At 56.2% G+C, this 21,359-nt stretch carries 15 protein-coding genes; 11 read left to right on the top strand and 4 right to left on the bottom strand.

Going from position 1 to position 21,359, the window contains the following annotated elements; genetic code table 11:
* Window positions 1-21: 21 nt before the first annotated feature.
* The 7 genes from cmoM to LGM20_RS16755 all read left to right on the top strand — a co-directional run bounded on the left by cmoM (window position 22) and on the right by LGM20_RS16755 (window position 10,782).
* A complete protein-coding gene (gene cmoM, locus LGM20_RS16785; protein ID WP_017899447.1) occupies window positions 22-822 on the top strand; it encodes a tRNA uridine 5-oxyacetic acid(34) methyltransferase CmoM in 801 nt (266 codons plus the stop codon).
* Window positions 819-2,141 (top strand): chromosome partition protein MukF, encoded by a 1,323-nt coding sequence (gene mukF, locus LGM20_RS16780; protein WP_002898189.1) that lies wholly within the window; start codon window positions 819-821, stop codon window positions 2,139-2,141. The genes cmoM and mukF overlap by 4 nt, the downstream gene beginning before the upstream one ends.
* Window positions 2,122-2,826: a chromosome partition protein MukE gene (mukE, locus tag LGM20_RS16775; protein ID WP_004150840.1), complete on the top strand. Its 705-nt coding sequence runs from the start codon at window positions 2,122-2,124 to the stop codon at window positions 2,824-2,826. Before mukF ends, mukE begins: the two co-directional genes overlap by 20 nt.
* Window positions 2,826-7,274 carry a chromosome partition protein MukB gene (gene mukB, locus LGM20_RS16770; RefSeq protein WP_023289028.1) on the top strand — a complete coding sequence of 1,483 codons (4,449 nt, stop codon included), beginning with the start codon at window positions 2,826-2,828 and terminating at the stop codon, window positions 7,272-7,274. The genes mukE and mukB overlap by 1 nt, the downstream gene beginning before the upstream one ends.
* A gap of 201 nt (window positions 7,275-7,475) precedes the next feature.
* Window positions 7,476-9,266, top strand: coding sequence for a L,D-transpeptidase (ldtD, locus tag LGM20_RS16765; RefSeq protein ID WP_044521923.1), 1,791 nt, complete (start codon window positions 7,476-7,478; stop codon window positions 9,264-9,266).
* Window positions 9,267-9,569: 303 nt separating this feature from the next.
* Entirely contained in the window at window positions 9,570-10,121 is a 552-nt protein-coding gene (locus LGM20_RS16760) for a YcbK family protein (RefSeq protein WP_004201403.1), read from the top strand.
* Between the two features lie 13 nt (window positions 10,122-10,134).
* A complete protein-coding gene (locus tag LGM20_RS16755; RefSeq protein ID WP_023289031.1) occupies window positions 10,135-10,782 on the top strand; it encodes an MBL fold metallo-hydrolase in 648 nt (215 codons plus the stop codon).
* Window positions 10,783-10,848: 66 nt separating this feature from the next.
* Here LGM20_RS16755 and aspC read toward each other — a convergent pair whose 3' ends face one another.
* The 4 genes from aspC to LGM20_RS16735 form a co-directional block, all read right to left on the bottom strand.
* Window positions 10,849-12,039: an aspartate transaminase gene (aspC, locus tag LGM20_RS16750; RefSeq protein ID WP_023289032.1), complete on the bottom strand. Its 1,191-nt coding sequence runs from the start codon at window positions 12,037-12,039 to the stop codon at window positions 10,849-10,851.
* 187 nt (window positions 12,040-12,226) lie between these two features.
* Window positions 12,227-13,309: a porin OmpK35 gene (ompK35, locus tag LGM20_RS16745; protein ID WP_004201406.1), complete on the bottom strand. Its 1,083-nt coding sequence runs from the start codon at window positions 13,307-13,309 to the stop codon at window positions 12,227-12,229.
* 591 nt (window positions 13,310-13,900) lie between these two features.
* Complete coding sequence (gene asnS / locus LGM20_RS16740) at window positions 13,901-15,301, bottom strand: asparagine--tRNA ligase (protein ID WP_017899452.1); 1,401 nt, start codon at window positions 15,299-15,301, stop codon at window positions 13,901-13,903.
* Window positions 15,302-15,476: 175 nt separating this feature from the next.
* Complete coding sequence (locus LGM20_RS16735; RefSeq protein ID WP_002898209.1) at window positions 15,477-15,938, bottom strand: Lrp/AsnC family transcriptional regulator; 462 nt, start codon at window positions 15,936-15,938, stop codon at window positions 15,477-15,479.
* A gap of 371 nt (window positions 15,939-16,309) precedes the next feature.
* Here LGM20_RS16735 and dpaL point away from each other — a divergent pair, with 371 nt between their 5' ends.
* From dpaL to LGM20_RS16715, 4 genes are all read left to right on the top strand, one after another.
* On the top strand, window positions 16,310-17,461 hold the full coding sequence (dpaL, locus tag LGM20_RS16730) for a diaminopropionate ammonia-lyase (RefSeq protein WP_044521925.1): 1,152 nt from the start codon (window positions 16,310-16,312) through the stop codon (window positions 17,459-17,461).
* Window positions 17,462-17,583: 122 nt separating this feature from the next.
* Window positions 17,584-18,873 (top strand): aromatic amino acid transport family protein, encoded by a 1,290-nt coding sequence (locus LGM20_RS16725; RefSeq protein ID WP_044521927.1) that lies wholly within the window; start codon window positions 17,584-17,586, stop codon window positions 18,871-18,873.
* A gap of 24 nt (window positions 18,874-18,897) precedes the next feature.
* The gene (locus LGM20_RS16720; RefSeq protein ID WP_044521929.1) at window positions 18,898-20,136 is read left to right on the top strand and encodes a Zn-dependent hydrolase; all 1,239 of its coding nucleotides are present in this window, start codon (window positions 18,898-18,900) and stop codon (window positions 20,134-20,136) included.
* Between the two features lie 18 nt (window positions 20,137-20,154).
* Window positions 20,155-21,321, top strand: a complete 1,167-nt coding sequence (locus tag LGM20_RS16715; protein WP_044521930.1) for a M20 aminoacylase family protein — start codon at window positions 20,155-20,157, stop codon at window positions 21,319-21,321.
* Window positions 21,322-21,359 lie beyond the last annotated feature (38 nt).

Raw genomic sequence — 21,359 nt, 5'->3', positions numbered from 1 at the left:
TGTTGGCTTGTGGAGTCGCCCGTGCAGGATCGCAATTTCGATGACATTGCTGAAAAGTTTTCGCGCAATATTTACGGCACCACAAAAGGCCAGCTGCGCCAGGCGATCCTCTGGCAGGATCTGGAGCCGCTGCTGGCGCAGCTGGGGCCGGGACCGCTGAGGGTACTGGATGCCGGCGGCGGCGAAGGGCAAACGGCCATTAAAGTGGCGCAACTGGGCCATCACGTGACGCTGTGCGATCTCTCTGCTGAAATGGTGGCCCGCGCCCGCCAGGCTGCTGTCGATAAAGGTGTGATCGACAACATGCATTTTGTACAATGCGCGGCTCAGGATATTGCGCAGCACTTGGAAAGCCCGGTCGATCTGGTACTGTTTCATGCGGTGCTGGAGTGGGTGGCGGAGCCCCAGGCGGTGCTGCGTACCCTGTGGTCGACGCTGCGTCCTGGCGGCGGCTTGTCGTTGATGTTCTACAATGCTAACGGCCTGCTGATGCACAATATGGTTGCCGGTAATTTCGATTACGTACAACTGGGCATGCCAAAAAAGAAAAAACGCACGCTGTCGCCGGATTATCCGCGTGAGCCGCAGCAGGTTTATCACTGGCTGGAAGAGATTGGCTGGCAAATTGTCAGCAAAACCGGCGTGCGGGTGTTTCATGATTATCTGCGTGAAAAACGCCAACAGCATGACAGCTATGCGGCGCTGCTGGAGCTGGAGACGCGCTACTGTCGTCAGGAGCCGTACCTCAGCCTGGGCCGTTATATTCATGTCACCGCGCTTAAGAGCCAGGCTCATAGCCGCAGATGCAAGGATAAAGTATGAGTGAATTTTCCCAGACAGTCCCCGAACTGGTTGCCTGGGCCAGGAAAAATGATTTTTCTATCTCGCTGCCGGTCGACAGGCTCTCTTTCCTGCTGGCGATCGCCACCCTGAATGGCGAACGGCTGGAAGGAGAAATGAGCGAGGGAGAACTGGTGGATGCGTTCCGCCACGTGAGTGATGCGTTTGAGCAGACCAGCGAAACCATCAGCCAGCGCGCCAATAACGCCATCAACGATTTGGTGCGCCAGCGTCTGCTGAACCGCTTTACCAGCGAAATTACCGAAGGCAATGCAATCTATCGTCTGACGCCGTTGGGGATCGGGATCACCGATTATTATATCCGGCAGCGCGAATTTTCGACGCTGCGTCTCTCGATGCAGTTGTCGATCGTCGCCGGCGAGCTGAAGCGCGCGGCGGACGCGGCAGAAGAGGGCGGCGATGAGTTTCACTGGCATCGCAACGTTTTTGCCCCGCTGAAGTATTCGGTGGCGGAAATTTTCGACAGCATCGACCTGACGCAGCGCATCATGGATGAGCAGCAGCAGCTGGTGAAAGACGATATCGCGCAGCTGTTGAACAAAGACTGGCGCGCGGCGATTTCCAGCTGTGAACTGTTGCTGTCGGAAACTTCCGGCACCCTGCGTGAACTGCAGGATACGCTGGATGCGGCGGGGGATAAGCTGCAGGCGAATCTGCTGCGCATTCAGGATTCGACCATGGCGCGCGACGATCTCCATTTTGTCGACCGGCTGGTGTTCGATCTGCAAAGCAAGCTCGACCGCATCGTCAGCTGGGGCCAGCAGGCGATTGACCTGTGGATCGGCTATGACCGCCACGTGCACAAGTTTATCCGTACCGCTATCGATATGGATAAGAACCGCGTCTTCGCTCAGCGTCTGCGCCAGTCGGTACAGACCTATTTTGATGAGCCGTGGGCGCTGACTTACGCCAACGCCGACCGTCTGCTGGATATGCGCGACGAGGAGATGGCCCTGCGCGATGAAGAGGTCACCGGCGAGCTGCCTGCGGACCTTGAATTTGAAGAGTTTAACGAAATTCGCGAGCAGCTGGCGGCGCTGATCGAAGCGCAGCTGGCGGTCTATAAAGAGAAAGGAATACCGCTGGATCTCGGCCTGGTGGCGCGGGAGTTCCTGGCGCAATATCCGCGCGGGCGTCACTTTGACGTGGCGCGGATCGTCGTGGATCAGGCGGTACAGCTGGGCGTCGCCCAGGCAGATTTCACCGGACTGCCAGCCAAATGGCAGCCGATTAATGATTACGGAGCCAAGGTACAGGCGCATGTCATTGACAAATATTGAACAAGTGATGCCGGTTAAGCTGGCGCAGGCGTTGGCCAATCCGTTATTTCCGGCGCTGGACAGCGCCCTGCGCGCGGGCCGACATATCGGCCTCGACGAGCTGGATAATCACGCATTTTTGATGGATTTCCAGGATTATCTGGAAGAGTTTTATGCTCGCTATAACGTCGAGCTGATCCGCGCGCCGGAGGGCTTCTTCTACCTGCGCCCGCGTTCCACAACCCTGATTTCACGCTCGGTGCTGTCCGAACTGGATATGATGGTGGGCAAAATTCTTTGCTATCTCTATCTCAGCCCGGAGCGCCTGGCAAATGAAGGGATTTTCACCCAGCAGGAGCTGTATGACGAGCTGCTGACCCTGGCGGATGAATCCAGGCTGCTGAAGCTGGTCAACAACCGTTCCACCGGTTCGGATCTGGACCGCCAGAAGCTGCAGGAAAAAATGCGCGCGTCGCTTAACCGCCTGCGCCGTCTGGGGATGGTGTGGTTTATGGGCCATGACAGCAGCAAGTTCCGTATTACCGAATCGGTATTCCGCTTTGGCGCCGATGTGCGCGCCGGCGACGACCCACGCGAGGCGCAGCGCCGCCTGATCCGCGACGGGGAAGCGATGGCCCTGGAAAATCACCTGCAGCTCAATGATGAGAATGAAGAGAACCAGCCGGATAGCGGGGAGGAAGAGTAATGATTGAACGCGGTAAGTTTCGCTCGCTGACGCTGGTTAACTGGAACGGTTTCTTTGCCCGGACCTTTGATCTTGATGAACTGGTCACCACCCTCTCCGGGGGGAACGGCGCCGGTAAGTCGACGACCATGGCGGCCTTCGTCACGGCGCTGATCCCCGATTTAACCCTGCTGCACTTCCGTAACACCACCGAAGCGGGGGCCACCAGCGGCTCACGCGATAAAGGCCTGCACGGGAAGCTGCGCGCCGGGGTCTGTTACTCCGTGCTCGACGTCATCAACTCGCGCCATCAGCGCGTGGTGGTCGGCGTGCGTCTGCAGCAGGTTGCCGGGCGCGATCGCAAAGTCGACATCAAGCCTTTCGCCATTCAGGGGCTGCCCACCGCTATCCTGCCGACCCAGCTGTTAACCGAAACGCTGAACGATCGCCAGGCGCGCGTGGTTAGTCTCAATGAGCTGAAAGACAAGCTCGAGGCGATGGAAGGGGTCCAGTTTAAGCAGTTCAACTCGATCACCGAGTATCACTCGCTGATGTTCGACCTGGGCGTGGTGGCGCGTCGTCTGCGTTCCGCCTCCGATCGAAGTAAATACTATCGCCTGATCGAGGCCTCGCTGTACGGCGGGATCTCCAGCACCATTACCCGCTCGCTGCGCGACTACCTGTTGCCGGAAAACAGCGGCGTGCGTAAGGCATTCCAGGATATGGAAGCGGCGCTGCGGGAAAACCGCATGACCCTCGAGGCGATCCGCGTCACCCAGTCCGATCGCGATCTGTTCAAACACCTGATCAGCGAAGCCACCAACTACGTGGCGGCGGACTATATGCGTCACGCCAACGAGCGGCGCATTCATCTTGATAAGGCGCTGGAGTATCGTCGCGATCTCTTTACCTCCCGTTCACAGCTGGCGGCAGAGCAGTATAAGCACGTCGACATGGCCCGCGAGCTGCAGGAGCATAACGGCGCAGAAGGCGATCTGGAAGCGGATTACCAGGCCGCCAGCGACCACCTGAACCTGGTGCAGACCGCACTGCGTCAGCAGGAAAAAATCGAGCGCTACGAAGCGGATCTCGACGAGCTGCAGATCCGTCTGGAAGAGCAGAACGAAGTGGTGGCGGAAGCCATCGATCGCCAGGAAGAGAACGAAGCCCGCGCCGAGGCCGCCGAGCTGGAAGTGGATGAGCTGAAAAACCAGCTCGCCGACTATCAGCAGGCGCTCGACGTGCAGCAGACCCGCGCCATTCAGTATAACCAGGCGCTGCAGGCGCTGGAGCGCGCGAAGGCGCTGTGTCATCTGCCGGATCTGACGCCGGAGAGCGCCGACGAGTGGCTGGAAACCTTCCAGGCGAAAGAGCAGGAAGCGACGGAGAAAATGCTGTCGCTGGAACAGAAAATGAGCGTGGCGCAAACCGCGCACAGCCAGTTTGAACAGGCCTACCAGCTGGTGGCGGCGATTAACGGCCCGCTGGCGCGCAATGAAGCCTGGGACGTGGCGCGCGAATTGCTGCGCGACGGCGTGAACCAGCGTCACCAGGCCGAGCAGGCGCAGGGGCTGCGTAGCCGCCTCAACGAGCTGGAGCAGCGCCTGCGCGAGCAGCAGGACGCCGAGCGCCAGCTGGCTGAGTTCTGCAAACGCCAGGGCAAACGCTACGATATCGACGATCTGGAAACGCTGCATCAGGAGCTGGAAGCGCGCATCGCTTCGCTGGCCGACAGCGTTTCTAACGCGCAGGAACAGCGCATGACCCTGCGCCAGGAACTGGAGCAGCTGCAGTCACGCACTCAGACGCTGATGCGCCGGGCGCCGGTCTGGCTGGCGGCGCAGAACAGCCTTAACCAGCTGTGCGAGCAGAGCGGCGAGCAGTTTGAGTCCGGCCAGGAGGTTACCGAATACCTGCAGCAGCTGCTGGAGCGCGAGCGCGAAGCTATCGTTGAACGTGACGAGGTCGGCGCCCGCAAGCGCGCCATCGACGAAGAAATTGAGCGTCTCAGCCAGCCGGGCGGTTCGGAAGATCCGCGCCTCAACGCGCTGGCGGAACGGTTCGGCGGCGTTCTGCTGTCCGAGATCTACGATGATGTCAGCCTTGACGATGCGCCGTACTTCTCCGCGCTGTACGGTCCGTCGCGCCATGCCATCGTGGTGCCGGATCTGTCGCAGGTTGCCGAGCAGCTTGAAGGACTGGAAGATTGTCCGGAAGATCTCTATCTGATCGAAGGCGATCCGCAGTCCTTTGACGATAGCGTATTCAGCGTGGATGAGCTGGAAAAAGCGGTGGTGGTGAAGATCGCCGACCGCCAGTGGCGTTATTCGCGCTTCCCGTCGCTGCCGCTGTTTGGCCGCGCCGCGCGTGAAAACCGCATTGAAACCCTGCATGCCGAGCGTGAATCGCTGTCCGAGCGTTTTGCGACCCTGTCGTTTGACGTGCAGAAAACTCAGCGTCTGCATCAGGCCTTTAGCCGCTTCATTGGCAGCCATCTGGCAGTGGCCTTTGAGGACGATCCGGAAGAAGAGATCCGCAAACTCAACAGCCGCCGCGGCGAGCTGGAGCGCGCGCTGAGCGCCCATGAAAGCGATAACCAACAGAACCGCGTGCAGTATGAGCAGGCGAAAGAGGGCGTGTCGGCGCTCAACCGCCTGCTGCCGCGCCTGAATCTGCTGGCGGATGATACGCTGGCCGACCGCGTGGACGAGATCCAGGAACGTCTGGACGAAGCGCAGGAGGCCGCGCGCTTTATTCAGCAGCACGGCAACCAGCTGGCGAAGCTGGAGCCGATTGTTTCGGTGCTGCAGAGCGATCCGGAGCAGTTTGAGCAGCTGAAAGAAGATTACGCCTATGCGCAGCAGACCCAGCGCGATGCGCGCCAGCAGGCTTTTGCCCTGGCGGAAGTCGTCCAGCGCCGGGCCCACTTCAGCTACTCCGATTCGGCGGAAATGCTCAGCGGCAACAGCGATCTCAACGAGAAACTGCGCCAGCGCCTGGAGCAGGCGGAAACCGAACGCAGCCGCGCGCGCGACGCGATGCGTGCCCATGCGGCGCAGCTTAGCCAGTACAATCAGGTGCTGGCCTCGCTGAAGAGCTCGTATGACACCAAGAAAGAGCTGCTCAACGATCTGTATAAAGAGCTGCAGGACATTGGCGTGCGCGCCGATGCCGGCGCGGAAGAGCGTGCCCGTGCGCGTCGCGATGAGCTGCACATGCAGCTGAGCAATAACCGCTCCCGTCGCAATCAGCTGGAGAAAGCGTTGACCTTCTGCGAAGCGGAAATGGACAACCTGACCCGCAAACTGCGCAAGCTGGAGCGCGATTACTGCGAAATGCGCGAGCAGGTAGTGACCGCCAAGGCGGGCTGGTGCGCGGTGATGCGCCTGGTGAAAGACAACGGCGTCGAGCGTCGTCTGCACCGCCGCGAGCTGGCCTATCTCTCCGCCGACGAGCTGCGCTCCATGTCGGATAAGGCGCTCGGTGCGCTGCGTCTGGCGGTCGCCGATAACGAACATCTGCGCGACGTGCTGCGTATCTCGGAAGATCCGAAGCGCCCGGAGCGCAAAATTCAGTTCTTCGTTGCCGTCTACCAGCATCTGCGCGAGCGTATCCGCCAGGATATTATCCGCACCGATGATCCGGTGGAAGCGATCGAGCAGATGGAGATTGAGCTCAGCCGCCTGACCGAAGAGCTGACAAACCGCGAACAGAAGCTGGCCATCAGCTCCCGCAGCGTGGCCAACATTATTCGCAAAACCATTCAGCGCGAGCAGAACCGTATCCGAATGCTCAACCAGGGATTGCAGAGCGTCTCCTTCGGCCAGGTCAACAGCGTGCGTCTGAACGTCAACGTGCGCGAGACCCACTCGACGCTGCTTGATGTGCTCTCCGAGCAGCATGAACAGCATCAGGATCTGTTCAATAGCAACCGCCTGACCTTCTCGGAAGCGCTGGCCAAGCTCTATCAGCGCCTGAATCCGCAGATCGACATGGGGCAGCGCACGCCGCAAACCATCGGCGAAGAGCTGCTCGACTACCGCAACTATCTGGAGATGGAAGTGGAAGTTAACCGCGGCTCCGACGGCTGGCTGCGCGCGGAGTCCGGCGCGCTGTCCACCGGGGAAGCGATCGGTACCGGGATGTCGATTCTGGTGATGGTCGTCCAGAGCTGGGAAGATGAATCCCGCCGCCTGCGCGGCAAGGATATCTCGCCTTGCCGTCTGCTGTTCCTCGATGAAGCGGCGCGTCTCGACGCCCGCTCCATCGCCACGCTGTTCGAGCTGTGCGAACGTCTGGAGATGCAGCTGATTATCGCGGCGCCGGAGAACATCAGTCCGGAGAAAGGCACCACCTATAAACTGGTGCGTAAGGTGTTCAATAATCACGAACACGTCCACGTGGTGGGGCTGCGCGGGTTTGCCGCGCCGCTGCCGGAAGCGCTGCCGGGAACAGCCGACGCCTCCTGAGGCTGCGGCTACATTCTGGCGGCTAAGCGGTGAAGAGGGCAACGTTATGTTGCCCTTTTTTTCTATCCAGCCCGGTATGCGAGGGTGGTATAATCTTTAAACTTCTTTACATTAGGTAAGGCAAAAGCCTTTTCGTCTTTATATACTGAAAAAAGAGCCCCATTTTTGTGGGCAGCAATGTGTGACAACAGGGGGCAAGGGATGTTGCTAAAGAAACGGTATGGTCGTCCATTGTCAGCGCTCAGCCTGAGCCTGGCACTGGCATTTGCTCCGCTGTTCAATGTCCAGGCCGAAGAGCCTGAAGTCGTACCCGGCGACAGTTCTGCGGCGCCCGCCGAGGTTTCCGCCGCGCTGGCGCAAAGCGATGGGCAATCGCCGGCGGTCGCGAAGCTGGCCGGTGAGCAGCCGCTGTCGATGGAGGCGGCGGCAAACAGCCGCGCCCAGATCGAGGCGCTGTTGCCGGCAGGGTACAAACCCGTCTTTATGAATCCGCTGGTGTCGCTGTACGCCGCCAGGGATATGAAACCGATGTGGGAAAACCGCGAGGCAGTGCAGGCGTTCCAGCAGCAGCTGGCGGAGATCGCCATCGCCGGTTTTCAGCCGCAGTTTACCACCTGGGTCAGTCTGCTGACCGATCCCGCCGTCAGCGGCATGGCGCGCGATGTGGTGCTGTCGGACGCCATGATGGGCTATCTGCACTTTATCAGCGGCATCCCCACCCAGGGGACCCGCTGGTTGTACAGTTCAACGCCGTACAAGATGGCGACCCCGCCGCTGTCGGTGATTAACCAGTGGCAGCTGGCGCTGGACAATGGCTCCCTGCCGGCGTTTATCGCCGGCCTGGCGCCGCATCATCCGCAGTATGAAGCCATGCATCAGTCGCTGCTGGCGCTGGTGGCTGATTCTCGCCCATGGCCGCAGATGACCGGCAGCGGCTCGCTGCGCCCCGGCGAATGGAGCAATGATATCGGCGCTCTGCGCGAGATCCTCCAGCGTACCGGAATGCTGGACGATACCGCCAATATCGTTCTGCCCGGCGATGTGGTGAGCCCGTCGGCGAAGAAAAAGAGCAAACCTGCGGCGCGCGGCGTGTACGATCGCCAGCTGGTGGAGGGGGTTAAGCGCTTCCAGGCGATGCAGGGGCTGGGGGCGGATGGCGTCATCGGCCAGTCGACTCGCGACTGGCTCAACGTCTCTTCCGCGCAGCGCGCAGGGGTGCTGGCCCTGAACATTCAGCGTTTACGCTTACTGCCGGGCAAACTGTCCACCGGCATTATGGTCAATATTCCGGCGTTCTCGCTGGTCTATTATCAGGACGGCAGCCAGGTGCTGGCCTCGCGGGTAATTGTGGGGCGTCCGGATCGCAAAACGCCAATGATGAGCAGCGCGCTGAATAACGTGGTGGTCAATCCGCCATGGAACGTGCCGCCAACCCTGGCGCGCAAAGATATCCTGCCGAAGGTGCGTAACAATCCAGGCTATCTTGAGCAGCATGGCTACACCGTCATGCGCGGCTGGAACAGTAAAGAGACCATCGATCCTTATCGGGTCGACTGGTCGACCATCACCGAGAACAACTTACCGTTCCGTTTTCAGCAGGCGCCCGGAGCGCGTAACTCGCTCGGACGCTACAAGTTCAATATGCCGAGCTCCGATGCCATCTACCTGCACGATACGCCGAACCATAATCTGTTCCAGAAGGATGTTCGTGCGCTCAGTTCCGGCTGTGTGAGGGTGAATAAGGCTTCGGAACTGGCCAATATGCTGCTGCAGGATGCGGGCTGGAATGACACGCGTATTTCCGATGCCCTGAAGCAAGGGGACACGCGCTATGTCAATATTCGGCAAAATATACCGGTGAATTTATATTACTTAACGGCGTTTGTGGACGCTGATGGACGTACACAATATCGAACAGATATTTACAATTACGATATCACCGCGCGATCCAGCGCACAAATTCTGACGAAAGCTGAGCAATTAATCAGGTAAATGAAGTAGTTCAATGGATTTTGTTGTCCTAGCACTGGGTAAAAAAGGGTGCTGCTCCTCTGCAGCGCCCGATTTTCCTGGGGTGAGGCTGCCTTGACGTTGGCAATAATGCCCGGTAAGGTGCCTTTCGTGCGCCAGAAGTGCATATACATATCATTCCGCTCAATGCGTGACGCAGTCAGCGCGAACGCTCTCTTTTGCCGGGCAGCATCACGGCTCTGGCGAGCGATGGCGTGCTGAGGTTCAACATCGCGCAAAGCGGAAAAAGTATATAACGATTCATTGACTGTAGACCTGATTATCATGGACAAATTTGACGCTAATCGCCGCAGATTGCTGGCGTTGGGTGGTGCTGCGCTGGGTGCTGCCGCCATTCTCCCTGCGCCGGCATTTGCCACCCTCTCGACCCCCCGTCCGCGTATTTTGACGCTGAATAACCTGCATACTGGTGAATCACTCAAGGCGGAGTTTTTCGATGGCAGAGGCTATATTCAGGATGAATTAGCAAGACTTAACCATTTTTTCCGTGATTACCGCGCGAATAAAATTAAGTCCATCGATCCAAATCTGTTCGATCATCTTTATCGGTTGCAGGGACTACTTGGCACCAACAAACCTGTCCAGCTTATCTCTGGCTATCGTTCCCTCGATACCAATGATGAGCTTCGCGCACGAAGCCGTGGTGTAGCAAAACACAGCTATCACACCAAGGGGCAGGCAATGGATTTCCATATTGAAGGTATTTCGTTAAGCAATATTCGCAAAGCGGCGTTATCTATGCGCGCAGGTGGTGTAGGATACTATCCACGTAGTAACTTTGTGCATATTGATACCGGTCCCGTAAGGCACTGGTAACGAAAGGAGCGTCATGAACTATCGTATTATTCCGGTTACCGCGTTCGCGCAGAACTGTTCTCTTATCTGGTGCGAACAAACCCGGCTGGCGGCGCTGGTCGACCCTGGCGGCGATGCTGAACGTATCAAAGCGGTGGTGGCGGAGGCTGGCGTCACGCTGATGCAGATCCTGCTGACGCATGGTCATCTCGATCACGTCGGCGCCGCTGCGGAACTGGCGCAACATTATGGCGTACCGGTTATTGGTCCGGAAAAAGAAGATGAGTTCTGGCTGGAAGGATTACCGGCGCAAAGCCGGATGTTCGGCCTGGAGGATTGCCAGCCGCTGCGTCCGGATCGCTGGCTCAATGAAGGCGATGTGGTTAATGTGGGGAATGTGGCGCTGCGGGTACTGCACTGCCCGGGCCATACGCCGGGTCACGTGGTCTTCTTTGATGACGCTTCCCGACTGCTCATTTCCGGAGATGTGATTTTCAAAGGCGGGGTGGGGCGCAGTGATTTTCCACGCGGCGACCATGGACAGTTGATCGCGGCCATTAAGGATAAGCTGTTGCCGCTGGGCGATGACGTGACCTTTATTCCCGGCCATGGTCCGCTGTCGACGCTGGGTGAGGAACGCCGCAACAACCCGTTCCTGCAGGATGAGATGCCGGTCTGGTAACCGACCTGACGCGAACGTAAAAAAGGCCGCATTCGCGGCCTTTTTCTTTATAGCTAATAATATCGCTTACAGCACGGCGACGATGGCTTCACACAGCGGCGCCATGTTGTCAGGCGTCATGCCGGCCACGTTGATACGGCCGGACGCGACCGCATAGATGGCGAACTCTTCACGCAGACGCAGCACTTGCTCTTTAGTCAGGCCGCTGAACGAGAACATACCGTTCTGCTTGCTGATAAAGCTGAAGTCGCGGCTCGCGCCTTTCTCCTGCAGGGTGTTGACGAACAGCAGGCGCATACGCTGGATGCGCTGGCGCATATCGGTCAGCTCCTGCTCCCAGATTGCCCGCAGCGCATCGTTGCTCAGGATGGTCGCGACCACGGACGCGCCGTGCGCTGGCGGGTTGGAGTAGTTAGCGCGGATCACCGACTTCATCTGGCTGAACGCGCGGTCTACGGTCTCCTGATCGGCGGCGACCAGGGTGCAGGCGCCGACGCGCTCGTTGTACAGGCCAAAGTTTTTCGAGTAGGAGCTGGCGACCAGCAGCTCTTTATGCAGAGCAGCAAAGGCGCGCAACCCTTCAGCATCTTCTTCCAGACCGCGGGCGAAGCCCTGGTAGGCGAAATCGAACAGCGGCAGCCAGCCTTTCTCGACCGACAGCTGCGCCAGCGTCTGCCACTGTTCGAGCGTCGGATCGATACCGGTCGGGTTGTGGCAGCAGCCGTGGAACAGTACCACGTCGCCCGCCTGGGCTTCGTTCAGGCTGGCCAGCAGACCATCAAAGTCCAGCGCGTGGTTAGCCGCATCGTAGTAGGCATATTCACGTACTTCCAGCCCGGCGGAGGTAAACACACTCTTATGGTTTGGCCAGCTTGGATTGCTTACCCACACGCGTTTCACGTCGGTGTTTTTGGCGAGGAAGTCTGCGGCGACGCGCAGCGCACCGGTACCGCCCGGGGTCTGCGCGGTGCGGGCGCGTTTATCGGCGATAATCGCATTGCCTTTACCGAACAGCAGCTCCTGGGTGCAGCGACCAAATTCAGGAATACCATCGATGCCCAGATAGTTTTTAGTCGTTTCATTTTCCAGCAGGTACTGCTCTGCTTTTTTGACGCTGGTCAGAACGGGTGTTTTACCGGTTTCATCCTTGTAAACACCAATTCCGAGGTTAATCTTTTCAGGGCGGTCATCGGCACGAAACAGATCGGCCAGACCTAAAATCGGGTCGGCTGGGGCGGCGGTAATGTTCTCAAACATGACGAGGTTCCATTGTGATTACTGAAGGGAAATCCGCTATCAGGTTAACGGGAGAACAACGAATTGCCAACCGTTTGCGATAAAAAGCGCGAAGGTTTTCGAAAGATACGATCTTTGCCTCAGGAATAGAGAAAAGCAGGACCGAAGTCCTGCTCTGAAGGCATATCACGAAGGGGTGTACTGCAGATTAGAACTGGTAAACGATACCCACGGCCGCCTGGTCGTCGGTCGCTACGCCAGCTTCACGCGTATAAGCGTTGTCGTCCAGTTGGTTGAACTTGTACGCCGCATAAACGTTCATGTTCTTGTTGAAGTAGTACCAGGTACCCACTTCGACGTATTTAACCAGATCCGCATCGCCGCCGGAGAAGCCGCCGCGCGCCTGCAGGTCTTTGCCTTTGGTCTGTACGTAGCCGATGGACGGACGCAGGCCGAAGTCGAACTGATACTGTACAACGGCTTCGAAGTTCTGGGTTTTGCCAGCGAAGTAGTTACCCTGGTTTTCCGGGGTCATGTTGTAAGTCTGGGAGTACATGACGGCCGCGTAGACATTGTTGGCGTCATATTTTGCAGAGGTTGCCCAGGCTTCGGCTTTGTCGCCATTGCCGTCAGCTTTCTGGTCTACGCTGCGGTTGGAGCCGGAGTAGCCAGCAGACAGCGCGATACCGTTGTCGAACGCGTAGGTCGCCGCGGTGCTGAAGCCGTCGCCATTCTGCTTGTGAATCGAACGGTCGTGGTCGTTTTTACCCTGGTACTGCAGCGCGAAGCTCAGGCCGTCAACCAGACCGAAGAAGTCAGAGTTACGGTAGGTTGCCACGCCGTTGGTACGGCCGGTCATGTAGTTATCGGTGTAGTTCCAACCGTCGCCACCCCATTCAACCAGCATATCGGTTGCTGCTTCGACGTCGTAGATCGCGCCGTAGTTACGGCCGTAGTCGAATGAACCATACTCGCCCGCTTTCAGACCTGCGAACGCCAGACGGGTTTTCGTCGGCTGGGAACCTTCAACATTGGAGGCGTCCATGTTGTATTCCCACTGACCGTAGCCGGTCAGCTGATCGTTGATCTGGGTTTCGCCTTTCAGGCCGATACGGGCGTAGGTGGTATCGTCGCTGCTGGTGTCGCCATTGGTGGTCCAGACGTGCTCGCCGACCATTTTTCCGTAGAAGTCCAGTTTGTTGCCGTTTTTGTTATAGATTTCTGCAGCGTTAGCTGCACCGGCTACCAGCAGGGCAGGGATCACCACTGCCAGAATATTGCGCTTCATCATTATTTATTACCCTCATTAATATTTTTTATATCAACACGTGCCACTGCCGTCAATAAGTTCTGTCAATAAAAACTTACAGAACCATTGATGAGAGTTTGGTGTCTGAAGGCATCTTTCCATCCGCGACAACGTTTCGCTAGCCGGAAAATGCTACTAATATCTTATATGAGTAACAAAACGAAAAAACATGTAACTAAATATGTATTTATGGGAACTTTGTGAACTTAATCAAAATTCCGTTCCACATGGTGAGGTAAATCGCCTTCCCATATCTATCTATATGAATTATTTATGATTAATTTGGATAAGCGTAAATTTGCTCATTTTGTGTGTTGAATTCGTCTTCTTTTTATTCAGCCTTTGTCTTGGCAAGACGTGCGGCGTGTGGTTAAAAAATGAGCAAATTTATCAGAGGGTTTGCTCCGTTATGAACATAAAGTGCGATCTGCATCACCCGGATGCACCGAAACAGTGCGTAACATAAATGTGAATCCGAGGCCTTGATGTTTAAGTTTGTTGAATTTTGATAACAGTAATTGACATAAAAAAAGGCCAGCTTGCGCTGGCCTTTCAGGTTTATGTCAGAAAAATTTAGAATGTCGCGTTGCGCGGGGTCCGCGGGAACGGGATGACATCGCGGACGTTCTGCACGCCGGTCACGTAAGCGATCAGACGTTCGAAGCCCAGGCCAAAGCCGGAGTGTGGAACGGTGCCGTAGCGGCGCAGGTCGCGATACCACCAGTAGTCTTCTTTATTCAGACCCATCTCGGCCATACGCGCGTCGAGCACGTCGAGGCGCTCTTCACGTTGGGAACCGCCGATGATCTCGCCAATACCCGGTGCCAGGACGTCCATTGCCGCGACGGTTTTACCGTCTTCGTTAAGGCGCATGTAGAAGGCTTTAATATCTTTCGGATAGTTTTTCACTACCACCGGCGCTTTGAAGTGTTCTTCAGCCAGGTAACGTTCGTGCTCGGAGGAGAGATCCACGCCCCAGTAGACCGGGTTCTCGAACTGCTTGCCGCAGTTTTCCAGAATAGTGACGGCGTCGGTATAATCCACCTGCGCAAAATCAGCGGTGATAAAGCGCTGCAGACGGTCGATAGCGTCTTTATCAACGCGCTCGGCGAAGAACTGCATGTCGTCCGCGCGCTCTTCCAGTACCGCTTTAAAGACGTACTTGAGCATCGCTTCCGCCAGGCCGGCAACATCGTTCAGGTTAGCGAAGGCCACTTCCGGCTCCAGCATCCAGAACTCCGCCAGGTGGCGGCTGGTGTTGGAGTTTTCCGCACGGAAGGTCGGGCCGAAGGTGTAAATCTTCGACAGCGCGCAGGCATAGGTCTCGCCGTTCAGCTGGCCGGAAACGGTCAGGAACGACTCTTTACCGAAGAAGTCTTTGTCGAAATCGACTTTGCCCTGATCGTTACGCGGCAGGTTTTCCAGATCCAGCGTCGACACGCGGAACATTTCGCCGGCGCCTTCGGTATCGGAGGCAGTAATCAGCGGGGTGGAGACCCAGAAGAAGCCCTGCTCATCAAAGAAGCGATGCAGCGCCTGCGCCAGAGTGTGACGCACGCGGGCAACCGCGCCGATCAGGTTGGTGCGCGGACGCAGGTGGGCCACCTCACGCAGATACTCGATGCTGTGGCGCTTGGCCGCCATCGGGTAGGTGTCCGGATCTTCCACCCAGCCGGTCACTTCCACGTTGGTCGCCTGGATCTCAAAGCTTTGACCCTGGCCCTGGGAAGCCACGACTTTACCGGTGACAATCACCGAGCAACCGGTGGTCAGACGCAGCACTTCCTGATTGTAATTGGGCAGAGAATTATTAATAACGGCCTGTACAGGATCAAAGCAGGAACCGTCATAGACGGCGAGGAATGAAAAGCCAGCTTTTGAATCTCGGCGGGTACGCACCCATCCGCGGACCGTGACTTCGCTGTCAACGGCAACGCGGCCCTGGAGTACGTCGGCTACAGGCACAACGCTCATAATAATCTCTCTATATAGTCCAATAAAAAAGTCTCTTCCCCCTACAGCGGGGGGATATCTATGTTACCTGTCATCTTCCATCAGACAAGTAGATTTCGCACAGGGAAGGGTGGATTTCGGAAATAAATACACCTCCGGGGCGTTCTTTGGCTCCCCATTTCGACTTTTACACGACTTACTCGATAATGACCGTCATTTCCTGCTTCGCATTTTGCATCGACACGATGGTCCGGAAAGACTTGATATTTCCCGAGGCAAAAAAGAGTTCACGGGTTAGCGCTTCGTATTCCGCCATATCACGGACGTTGATCACGAGCAGAAAATCGAAGTCGCCAGTGACATAGTAGACCTGCTGCACTTGCGGACAGGTTACGAAACGCTGTTTATCCTCCTCAAGCAGATCGAGACGTTCATTCTCAATGGTCACCTGCACCATAATGGTGATGGGTCTTCCCACTTTACTGGCGTCCACTAAGCTAACACTGCCTTTAATCACCCCTGCATCCTCAAGTGCAGCGATACGCCGATTGACTGCCGAAGGAGACAGGCTGATCCGATCGGCGATCTCCCGTTGCGACAAGCGATTATTACGCTGCAAGAGCGTAAGAATTTTTTTATCCCATGCGTCAAGTTTCATCATATATCTCGTCCTGCAAGCCTGTGATCAATCTCACTCATGCAACGTCGTTGCGTGAGAATGATAAAACAGAGTGAAAATTGCGGCGCGATGGGCAACTTTGCGCCAATTAACCGCCGGGCGCAGTGTACCATCACAGGCAGTGGGAAAGCGGCATATCGCGACAAAAAGCCTCTCACACTCTGACTTAACCAATTTAAAGCGACCGTCCTGTCTCAGGCCGCACGGATCCGTGCACCCGTCGTTTAGGCGGAATGGTCGCAAATAACGTTATCGTCGCAGGACGATATGAAAATAGAGGTGCCTGAATAGTGGACACAATTAAATTTCAACTCAACGCCCGGCGGCAGCCCTATGGCCAGGGAGCAGACTTGAGTCTGCTCAATGAAAGCGTGGGGAACGAAGTGCTGGCATTCCATCAAAAATTTCCTGATTACCGGGTCACGCCGCTGCGTAAGCTGGAATTTTTAAGCCAGCGGCTGGGCCTGGGGTCGATCCATATAAAAGATGAAGCCCAGCGATTCGGTTTGAATGCGTTTAAAGGATTAGGCGGATCTTATGCGATGGGGAAATATCTCGCCGCTCTGCTTGAGCGAGATATTACTACGTTGAGCTTTGCCGAGCTTAATTCACCAGCGATTAAGGCGCGTATCAAGGACATCGTATTTGTGACTGCTACCGACGGTAACCATGGACGTGGCGTGGCGTGGGCGGCTGAGCAGCTTGGGCTGCGTGCGGTGGTGTATATGCCAAAGGGCTCCTCACCGGTACGCGCGCAGAATATTCGCCGGCATGGCGCCGAATGCACGATTACTGAACTGAACTACGACGACACAGTTCGGATGGCGGCCAAAACCGCGCGCGAGCAGGGATGGGTATTACTCCAGGATACCGCCTGGCAGGGCTACGAGCAGATCCCCACATGGATCATGCAAGGCTATATGACCCTCGCTGTTGAAATCTGGCAGCAATTGGTAGAAAGCGGGGCGCCGATGCCGACGCATCTGTTTTTACAAGCCGGTGTCGGGTCGTTTGCCGGCAGCATCATGGGATATTTCATCGAAAAGATGCAGCAGCAGGCTCCCACCATCATCATCGTTGAGCCGCACAAGGCGAACTGCCTGTATCGCTCGGCAACCATTAATGACGGACTGCCGCACAGCGTCGGCGGGGATATGTCAACCCTGATGGCCGGGCTTGCCTGTGGTGAACCTAATATCACCAGCTGGCCAATGCTCCGCGACCATGCCACCTGTTTTATTTCCGCCGACGATTGTCTGGCCGCCAATGGCATGCGCCTGCTGGCCGCTCCGCGACCAGGTACTGACGAACCTTTTGTCTCCGGGGAATCCGGCGCTATCGGCACTGGCGTGCTTTACGCGCTGATGACTCAGCCGGAGTATCGCGAGCTTGCCGAATCTCTGCGCCTGAATGCCGATGCACAGGTTCTGTTAATCAGCACGGAAGGAGATACATCACCCGATGTCTATGAAGACATCGTCTGGTTTGGACGTAATGGTTGAGCGCTATCGACAATAACAAGGGGGCCATCTTACCTACCCTACGAGCCCTCGGTGTGACAAGCGTTCTGACTCATAACGAAAACATACGCGCTTTCGCGTCATGCACAGAGAGAACCTGACCGATGAATACTGAAAATATAATTATCAATAAAGGATGTTCCGATCCCGCAAAGTGGCATAGCGAAGATACCGTTTGGGTCCTTGGCCTTTTCGGTACCGCAATTGGCGCCGGGGTGCTGTTTCTGCCGATTAATGCCGGAATTGGCGGCTTCTGGCCGCTGCTGATTGTTTTTGTCCTCGCTTTTCCTATTACTTATCTGGCTCACCGCGGTCTGGCGAGATTCATTTACTCTTCCAATACGCCGGAAAGTAGTATTACCGATGTTATTGGCGAGCATTTTGGCGCGCTGGCGGGAAAAGTGTTTACCGTCATCTATTTCTTCGCCGTCTATACCATTCTGATTATGTATGCGGTGGCAATCACCAACACCGCGCAGAGCTTTATCACCCACCAGTTGGCAATGGCCGAGCCTCCCCGGTCGCTGGTGGCCATCGTTCTGATCCTCGGGCTGATGTTTATCGTCCGTTTTGGACAGCGTTTGATAATGCGGGTGATGAGCACCCTGGTTTATCCCTTTATTATCTCGCTTATTTTTATGGCACTTTTTCTGATTCCGCACTGGAACGGCGCAATTTTGCAAACCGCAAGCTTCAGCGCCACAGGCGATGGGCAGGGGATCATGTTATCCCTCTGGATGACCTTCCCGGTACTGGTGATGTCGTTTAACCACTATCCCATCATTTCGCCGATGGTGGTGCGCCAGAAGCAGCGTTACGGTCTGGCGTTCGCTGAGGGGAAATGCGCGCAGATCCAGCGCTACGGTATCCTGCTCATGACGGTGGTGGTGCTGTTTTTTGTTCTCAGCTGCGTGTTAAGCCTGTCGCCGCAGCAACTGGCGGAAGCCAAAGCCCAGAATCTGTCGATTTTGTCCTATCTGGCCAATCAGTACGATACACCGATTATTGCCTGGCTATCGCCGATTATCGCCTTTGTCGCTATTACTAAATCATTTCTTGGCCACTACATCGGCGCCTATGAATCGCTGCGCGACCTGATTCTGGAGGCCGCCGCCGCACGCGGGAAAAAACCTGGCATTCGCCTCGTCGACGCGGTCATCCTGGTGTTTATGGTGTTTACCTGCTGGTTCGCCGCGTACAAGAACCCCAGTATCCTCGGTATTATCGAATGCATCAGCGGTCCCACCGGGGCGGCAATTCTTCTGCTGTTGCCTATGTACGCCATTCATAAATTACCGGTGCTTGCCCCCTGGCGCGGTAAAGCGAGCAACGTTTTCGTCACCCTGATCGGGCTTATCACCGTCTCTGCCATTTTTTACGGCATGTTCCAATAACCACCATCACTAGCGAGATGTTTTATGAGTCATTTTCTGCAGATTAACGGCCAACGGCTTATCGATTCCCTGTATGCGCTTGGCGAATATGGTGCGCTGGAAGGCGGCGGCGTATGCCGCCTGGCAGCGACGGCCGAAGATAAAGCCGGCAGGGACTTTGTTGTAGCCCGCATGAAGGCCCTGGGCCTGAGTGTGTCTATTGATGCTATCGGTAATGTCACCGGTGTTTATCACGGCGAGGAGACGTTGCCGATGGTGATGATGGGGTCACATATCGATACCGTCGCTACCGGTGGGTTATACGATGGCAACTACGGCGTTATGGCCGGCCTTGAGGTGATTGCCACCCTCCAGGATGCCGGGATCCGCCCCCGACGACCGTTGGCGGTAACCTTCTTTACTAACGAGGAGGGGGTGCGATTTCAGCCCGATATGATGGGCAGCGTGGTGTTTGCCGGCGAGTATCCGTTGGCGCAGGCGCTCGCGGCAAAAGATCTCGACGGTATCACGCTCGATGAAGCGCTGCGTAACATTGGTTATAAGGGCGAACGTCAGCCGGGAGATATGGCGGTAGATAGCTACGTTGAGCTGCATATCGAACAGGGACCGATTCTTGATAAAGAGCAAATTGATATTGGCGTTGTTACCGGCGTACAGGGTATTTCGTGGCAGGAATTTACCCTGAGAGGCGTATCGAATCATGCGGGTACTACCCCAATGTCCATGAGACGCGATGCCGGGCTGGCGGCTGCGAAAATCGCTGTTTTTGCCCGTGAGCTGGCACTAAGCCTTGGTGGTGATCAGGTAGCTACCGTTGGGCATTTCAGCGTGAAGCCAAATCTGATCAACGTCATTCCCAACCATGTCGTTATGTCAGTGGATCTTCGCAATACCGATAATGCGATCTTATGTCTGGCGGAGCAGCAACTGGCAGAATTTGTCGCAAAAACGTCGCAGGAAGAGGGCGTGGAGATAACCAGCCGCTCACTGGTGCGCTTTGAACCGGTCATTTTTGCCGATGAGATCGTCAATGCGGTGGAAGCCGAGGCGGAGCGTCAGGCGCTCAGTTACCGACGTTTGCCAAGCGGCGCTGGACACGATGCACAATTTATGGCGTCGGTATGTCCCGCCGGGATGATTTTTGTCCCCTGCGTTGATGGCATCAGTCACAACGTCAAAGAACACAGTGCGGCCAAAGACCTGATTGCTGGCGCCAATGTGCTGCTGCAGGTGGTTTTACAGCGCGCCCAGCGTATGGACTAATGTTTACAGGAGCAGAGAATGAATCAGCAACAGTTAAAGCAGCAGCTTATCGCCTGGCGTCACTATTTGCATGCCCATCCGGAAAGCGCCTTCGAAGAGCAGAATACTTCACGGTTTATTGCCGAAAAGCTCGAGGCCATGGGCATTGAGGTACACCGCGATATTGGCAAAACCGGGGTAGTGGGGAGATTGAAATGCGGCGACGGCAAGGGCGTTATCGCTATTCGTGCCGATATTGATGCCATTCAATTGACCGAACAGGGAGACCGGTCTTACCGCTCCATGACCGCCGATCGGATGCACGGCTGCGGGCATGATGGTCATACCTGCATTGCATTGGGCGCGGCGCAGTTGCTATTGCAGCGGCAGAATTTTAACGGCACGGTCATCTTTGTTTTTCAGCCTGCTGAGGAGCCTGGCTATGGCGCCAGAGCGATGATGGACGATGGCGTTATTGAACGCTTTGGCATTGAGGAAATCTACGGTCTGCATAATATGCCGGGTATGAAAGCCGGGACTATCGCCACGCGAGTCGGTGGCATTATGGCCAGTGAAGATAACTTTATTATTCGTATTCAAGGGCAGGGAGCGCATGCGGCGCGGCCGCATATGGCGAAAGATCCGCTGGTAATTGCGGCGGAAATCATCCTGGCTTTGCAGACAATTGTTTCGCGAAATGTTGATCCGAACGTGCCAGCGGTCATTTCCTGTACTGAACTGCACACCGATGGCATCCGCAATGCGATTCCGACGCATGTTGAAATCAAAGGGGATACGCGCAGCTTTGTACCGGAGGTGCAGATGCTGCTCGAAGAACGAATGCGTACCATTAGCGAAGCAATTTGCGCGATGCACGGTGCTAGGTGCCAGTTCAGCTATACCCATGAATTTGCGCCAACGGTGAACTGGCAGAAATGCGTTGATGTGGCGGTCACCGCTGCGATTAACGTGGTAGGGGCTGAGAAGGTGGACGGCAACGTCGCACAGATGATGATTTCGGAGGATTTTGGCGCTTTTCTGCAAAAAATCCCCGGCTGTTTCATCTTTTTAGGCAACGGCGATGGTTCAGATGCTCAGGGCAATACACCGTTGCATAATGCCTGCTACGACTTTAATGATGAGATATTGCTAACTGGCGCGGAGTATTTTGCCGAGGTCGTCAGAACCCGTCTGCCGCAGGAGTGATATTGATTGGCCCGATAGCAGAATGCCGTCGGGCCATG

The organism is Klebsiella quasipneumoniae subsp. quasipneumoniae, from assembly GCF_020525925.1.
Taxonomy (GTDB): domain Bacteria; phylum Pseudomonadota; class Gammaproteobacteria; order Enterobacterales; family Enterobacteriaceae; genus Klebsiella; species Klebsiella quasipneumoniae.
This window is presented reverse-complemented; position numbering and strand designations above follow the sequence as displayed.

Bases quoted from the DNA above. Each gene is read 5' to 3' on its own strand.
- ompK35 (WP_004201406.1), bottom strand. From the start codon at position 13,309: ATGATGAAGCGCAATATTCTGGCAGTGGTGATCCCTGCCCTGCTGGTA.
- LGM20_RS16755 (WP_023289031.1), top strand. From the start codon at position 10,135: ATGAACTATCGTATTATTCCGGTTACCGCGTTCGCGCAGAACTGTTCT.
- LGM20_RS16735 (WP_002898209.1), bottom strand. From the start codon at position 15,938: ATGAAACTTGACGCATGGGATAAAAAAATTCTTACGCTCTTGCAGCGT.
- LGM20_RS16715 (WP_044521930.1), top strand. From the start codon at position 20,155: ATGAATCAGCAACAGTTAAAGCAGCAGCTTATCGCCTGGCGTCACTAT.
- ldtD (WP_044521923.1), top strand. From the start codon at position 7,476: ATGTTGCTAAAGAAACGGTATGGTCGTCCATTGTCAGCGCTCAGCCTG.
- aspC (WP_023289032.1), bottom strand. From the start codon at position 12,039: ATGTTTGAGAACATTACCGCCGCCCCAGCCGACCCGATTTTAGGTCTG.
- LGM20_RS16725 (WP_044521927.1), top strand. From the start codon at position 17,584: ATGAATACTGAAAATATAATTATCAATAAAGGATGTTCCGATCCCGCA.
- LGM20_RS16760 (WP_004201403.1), top strand. From the start codon at position 9,570: ATGGACAAATTTGACGCTAATCGCCGCAGATTGCTGGCGTTGGGTGGT.
- asnS (WP_017899452.1), bottom strand. From the start codon at position 15,301: ATGAGCGTTGTGCCTGTAGCCGACGTACTCCAGGGCCGCGTTGCCGTT.
- mukF (WP_002898189.1), top strand. From the start codon at position 819: ATGAGTGAATTTTCCCAGACAGTCCCCGAACTGGTTGCCTGGGCCAGG.
- mukB (WP_023289028.1), top strand. From the start codon at position 2,826: ATGATTGAACGCGGTAAGTTTCGCTCGCTGACGCTGGTTAACTGGAAC.
- LGM20_RS16720 (WP_044521929.1), top strand. From the start codon at position 18,898: ATGAGTCATTTTCTGCAGATTAACGGCCAACGGCTTATCGATTCCCTG.
- mukE (WP_004150840.1), top strand. From the start codon at position 2,122: ATGTCATTGACAAATATTGAACAAGTGATGCCGGTTAAGCTGGCGCAG.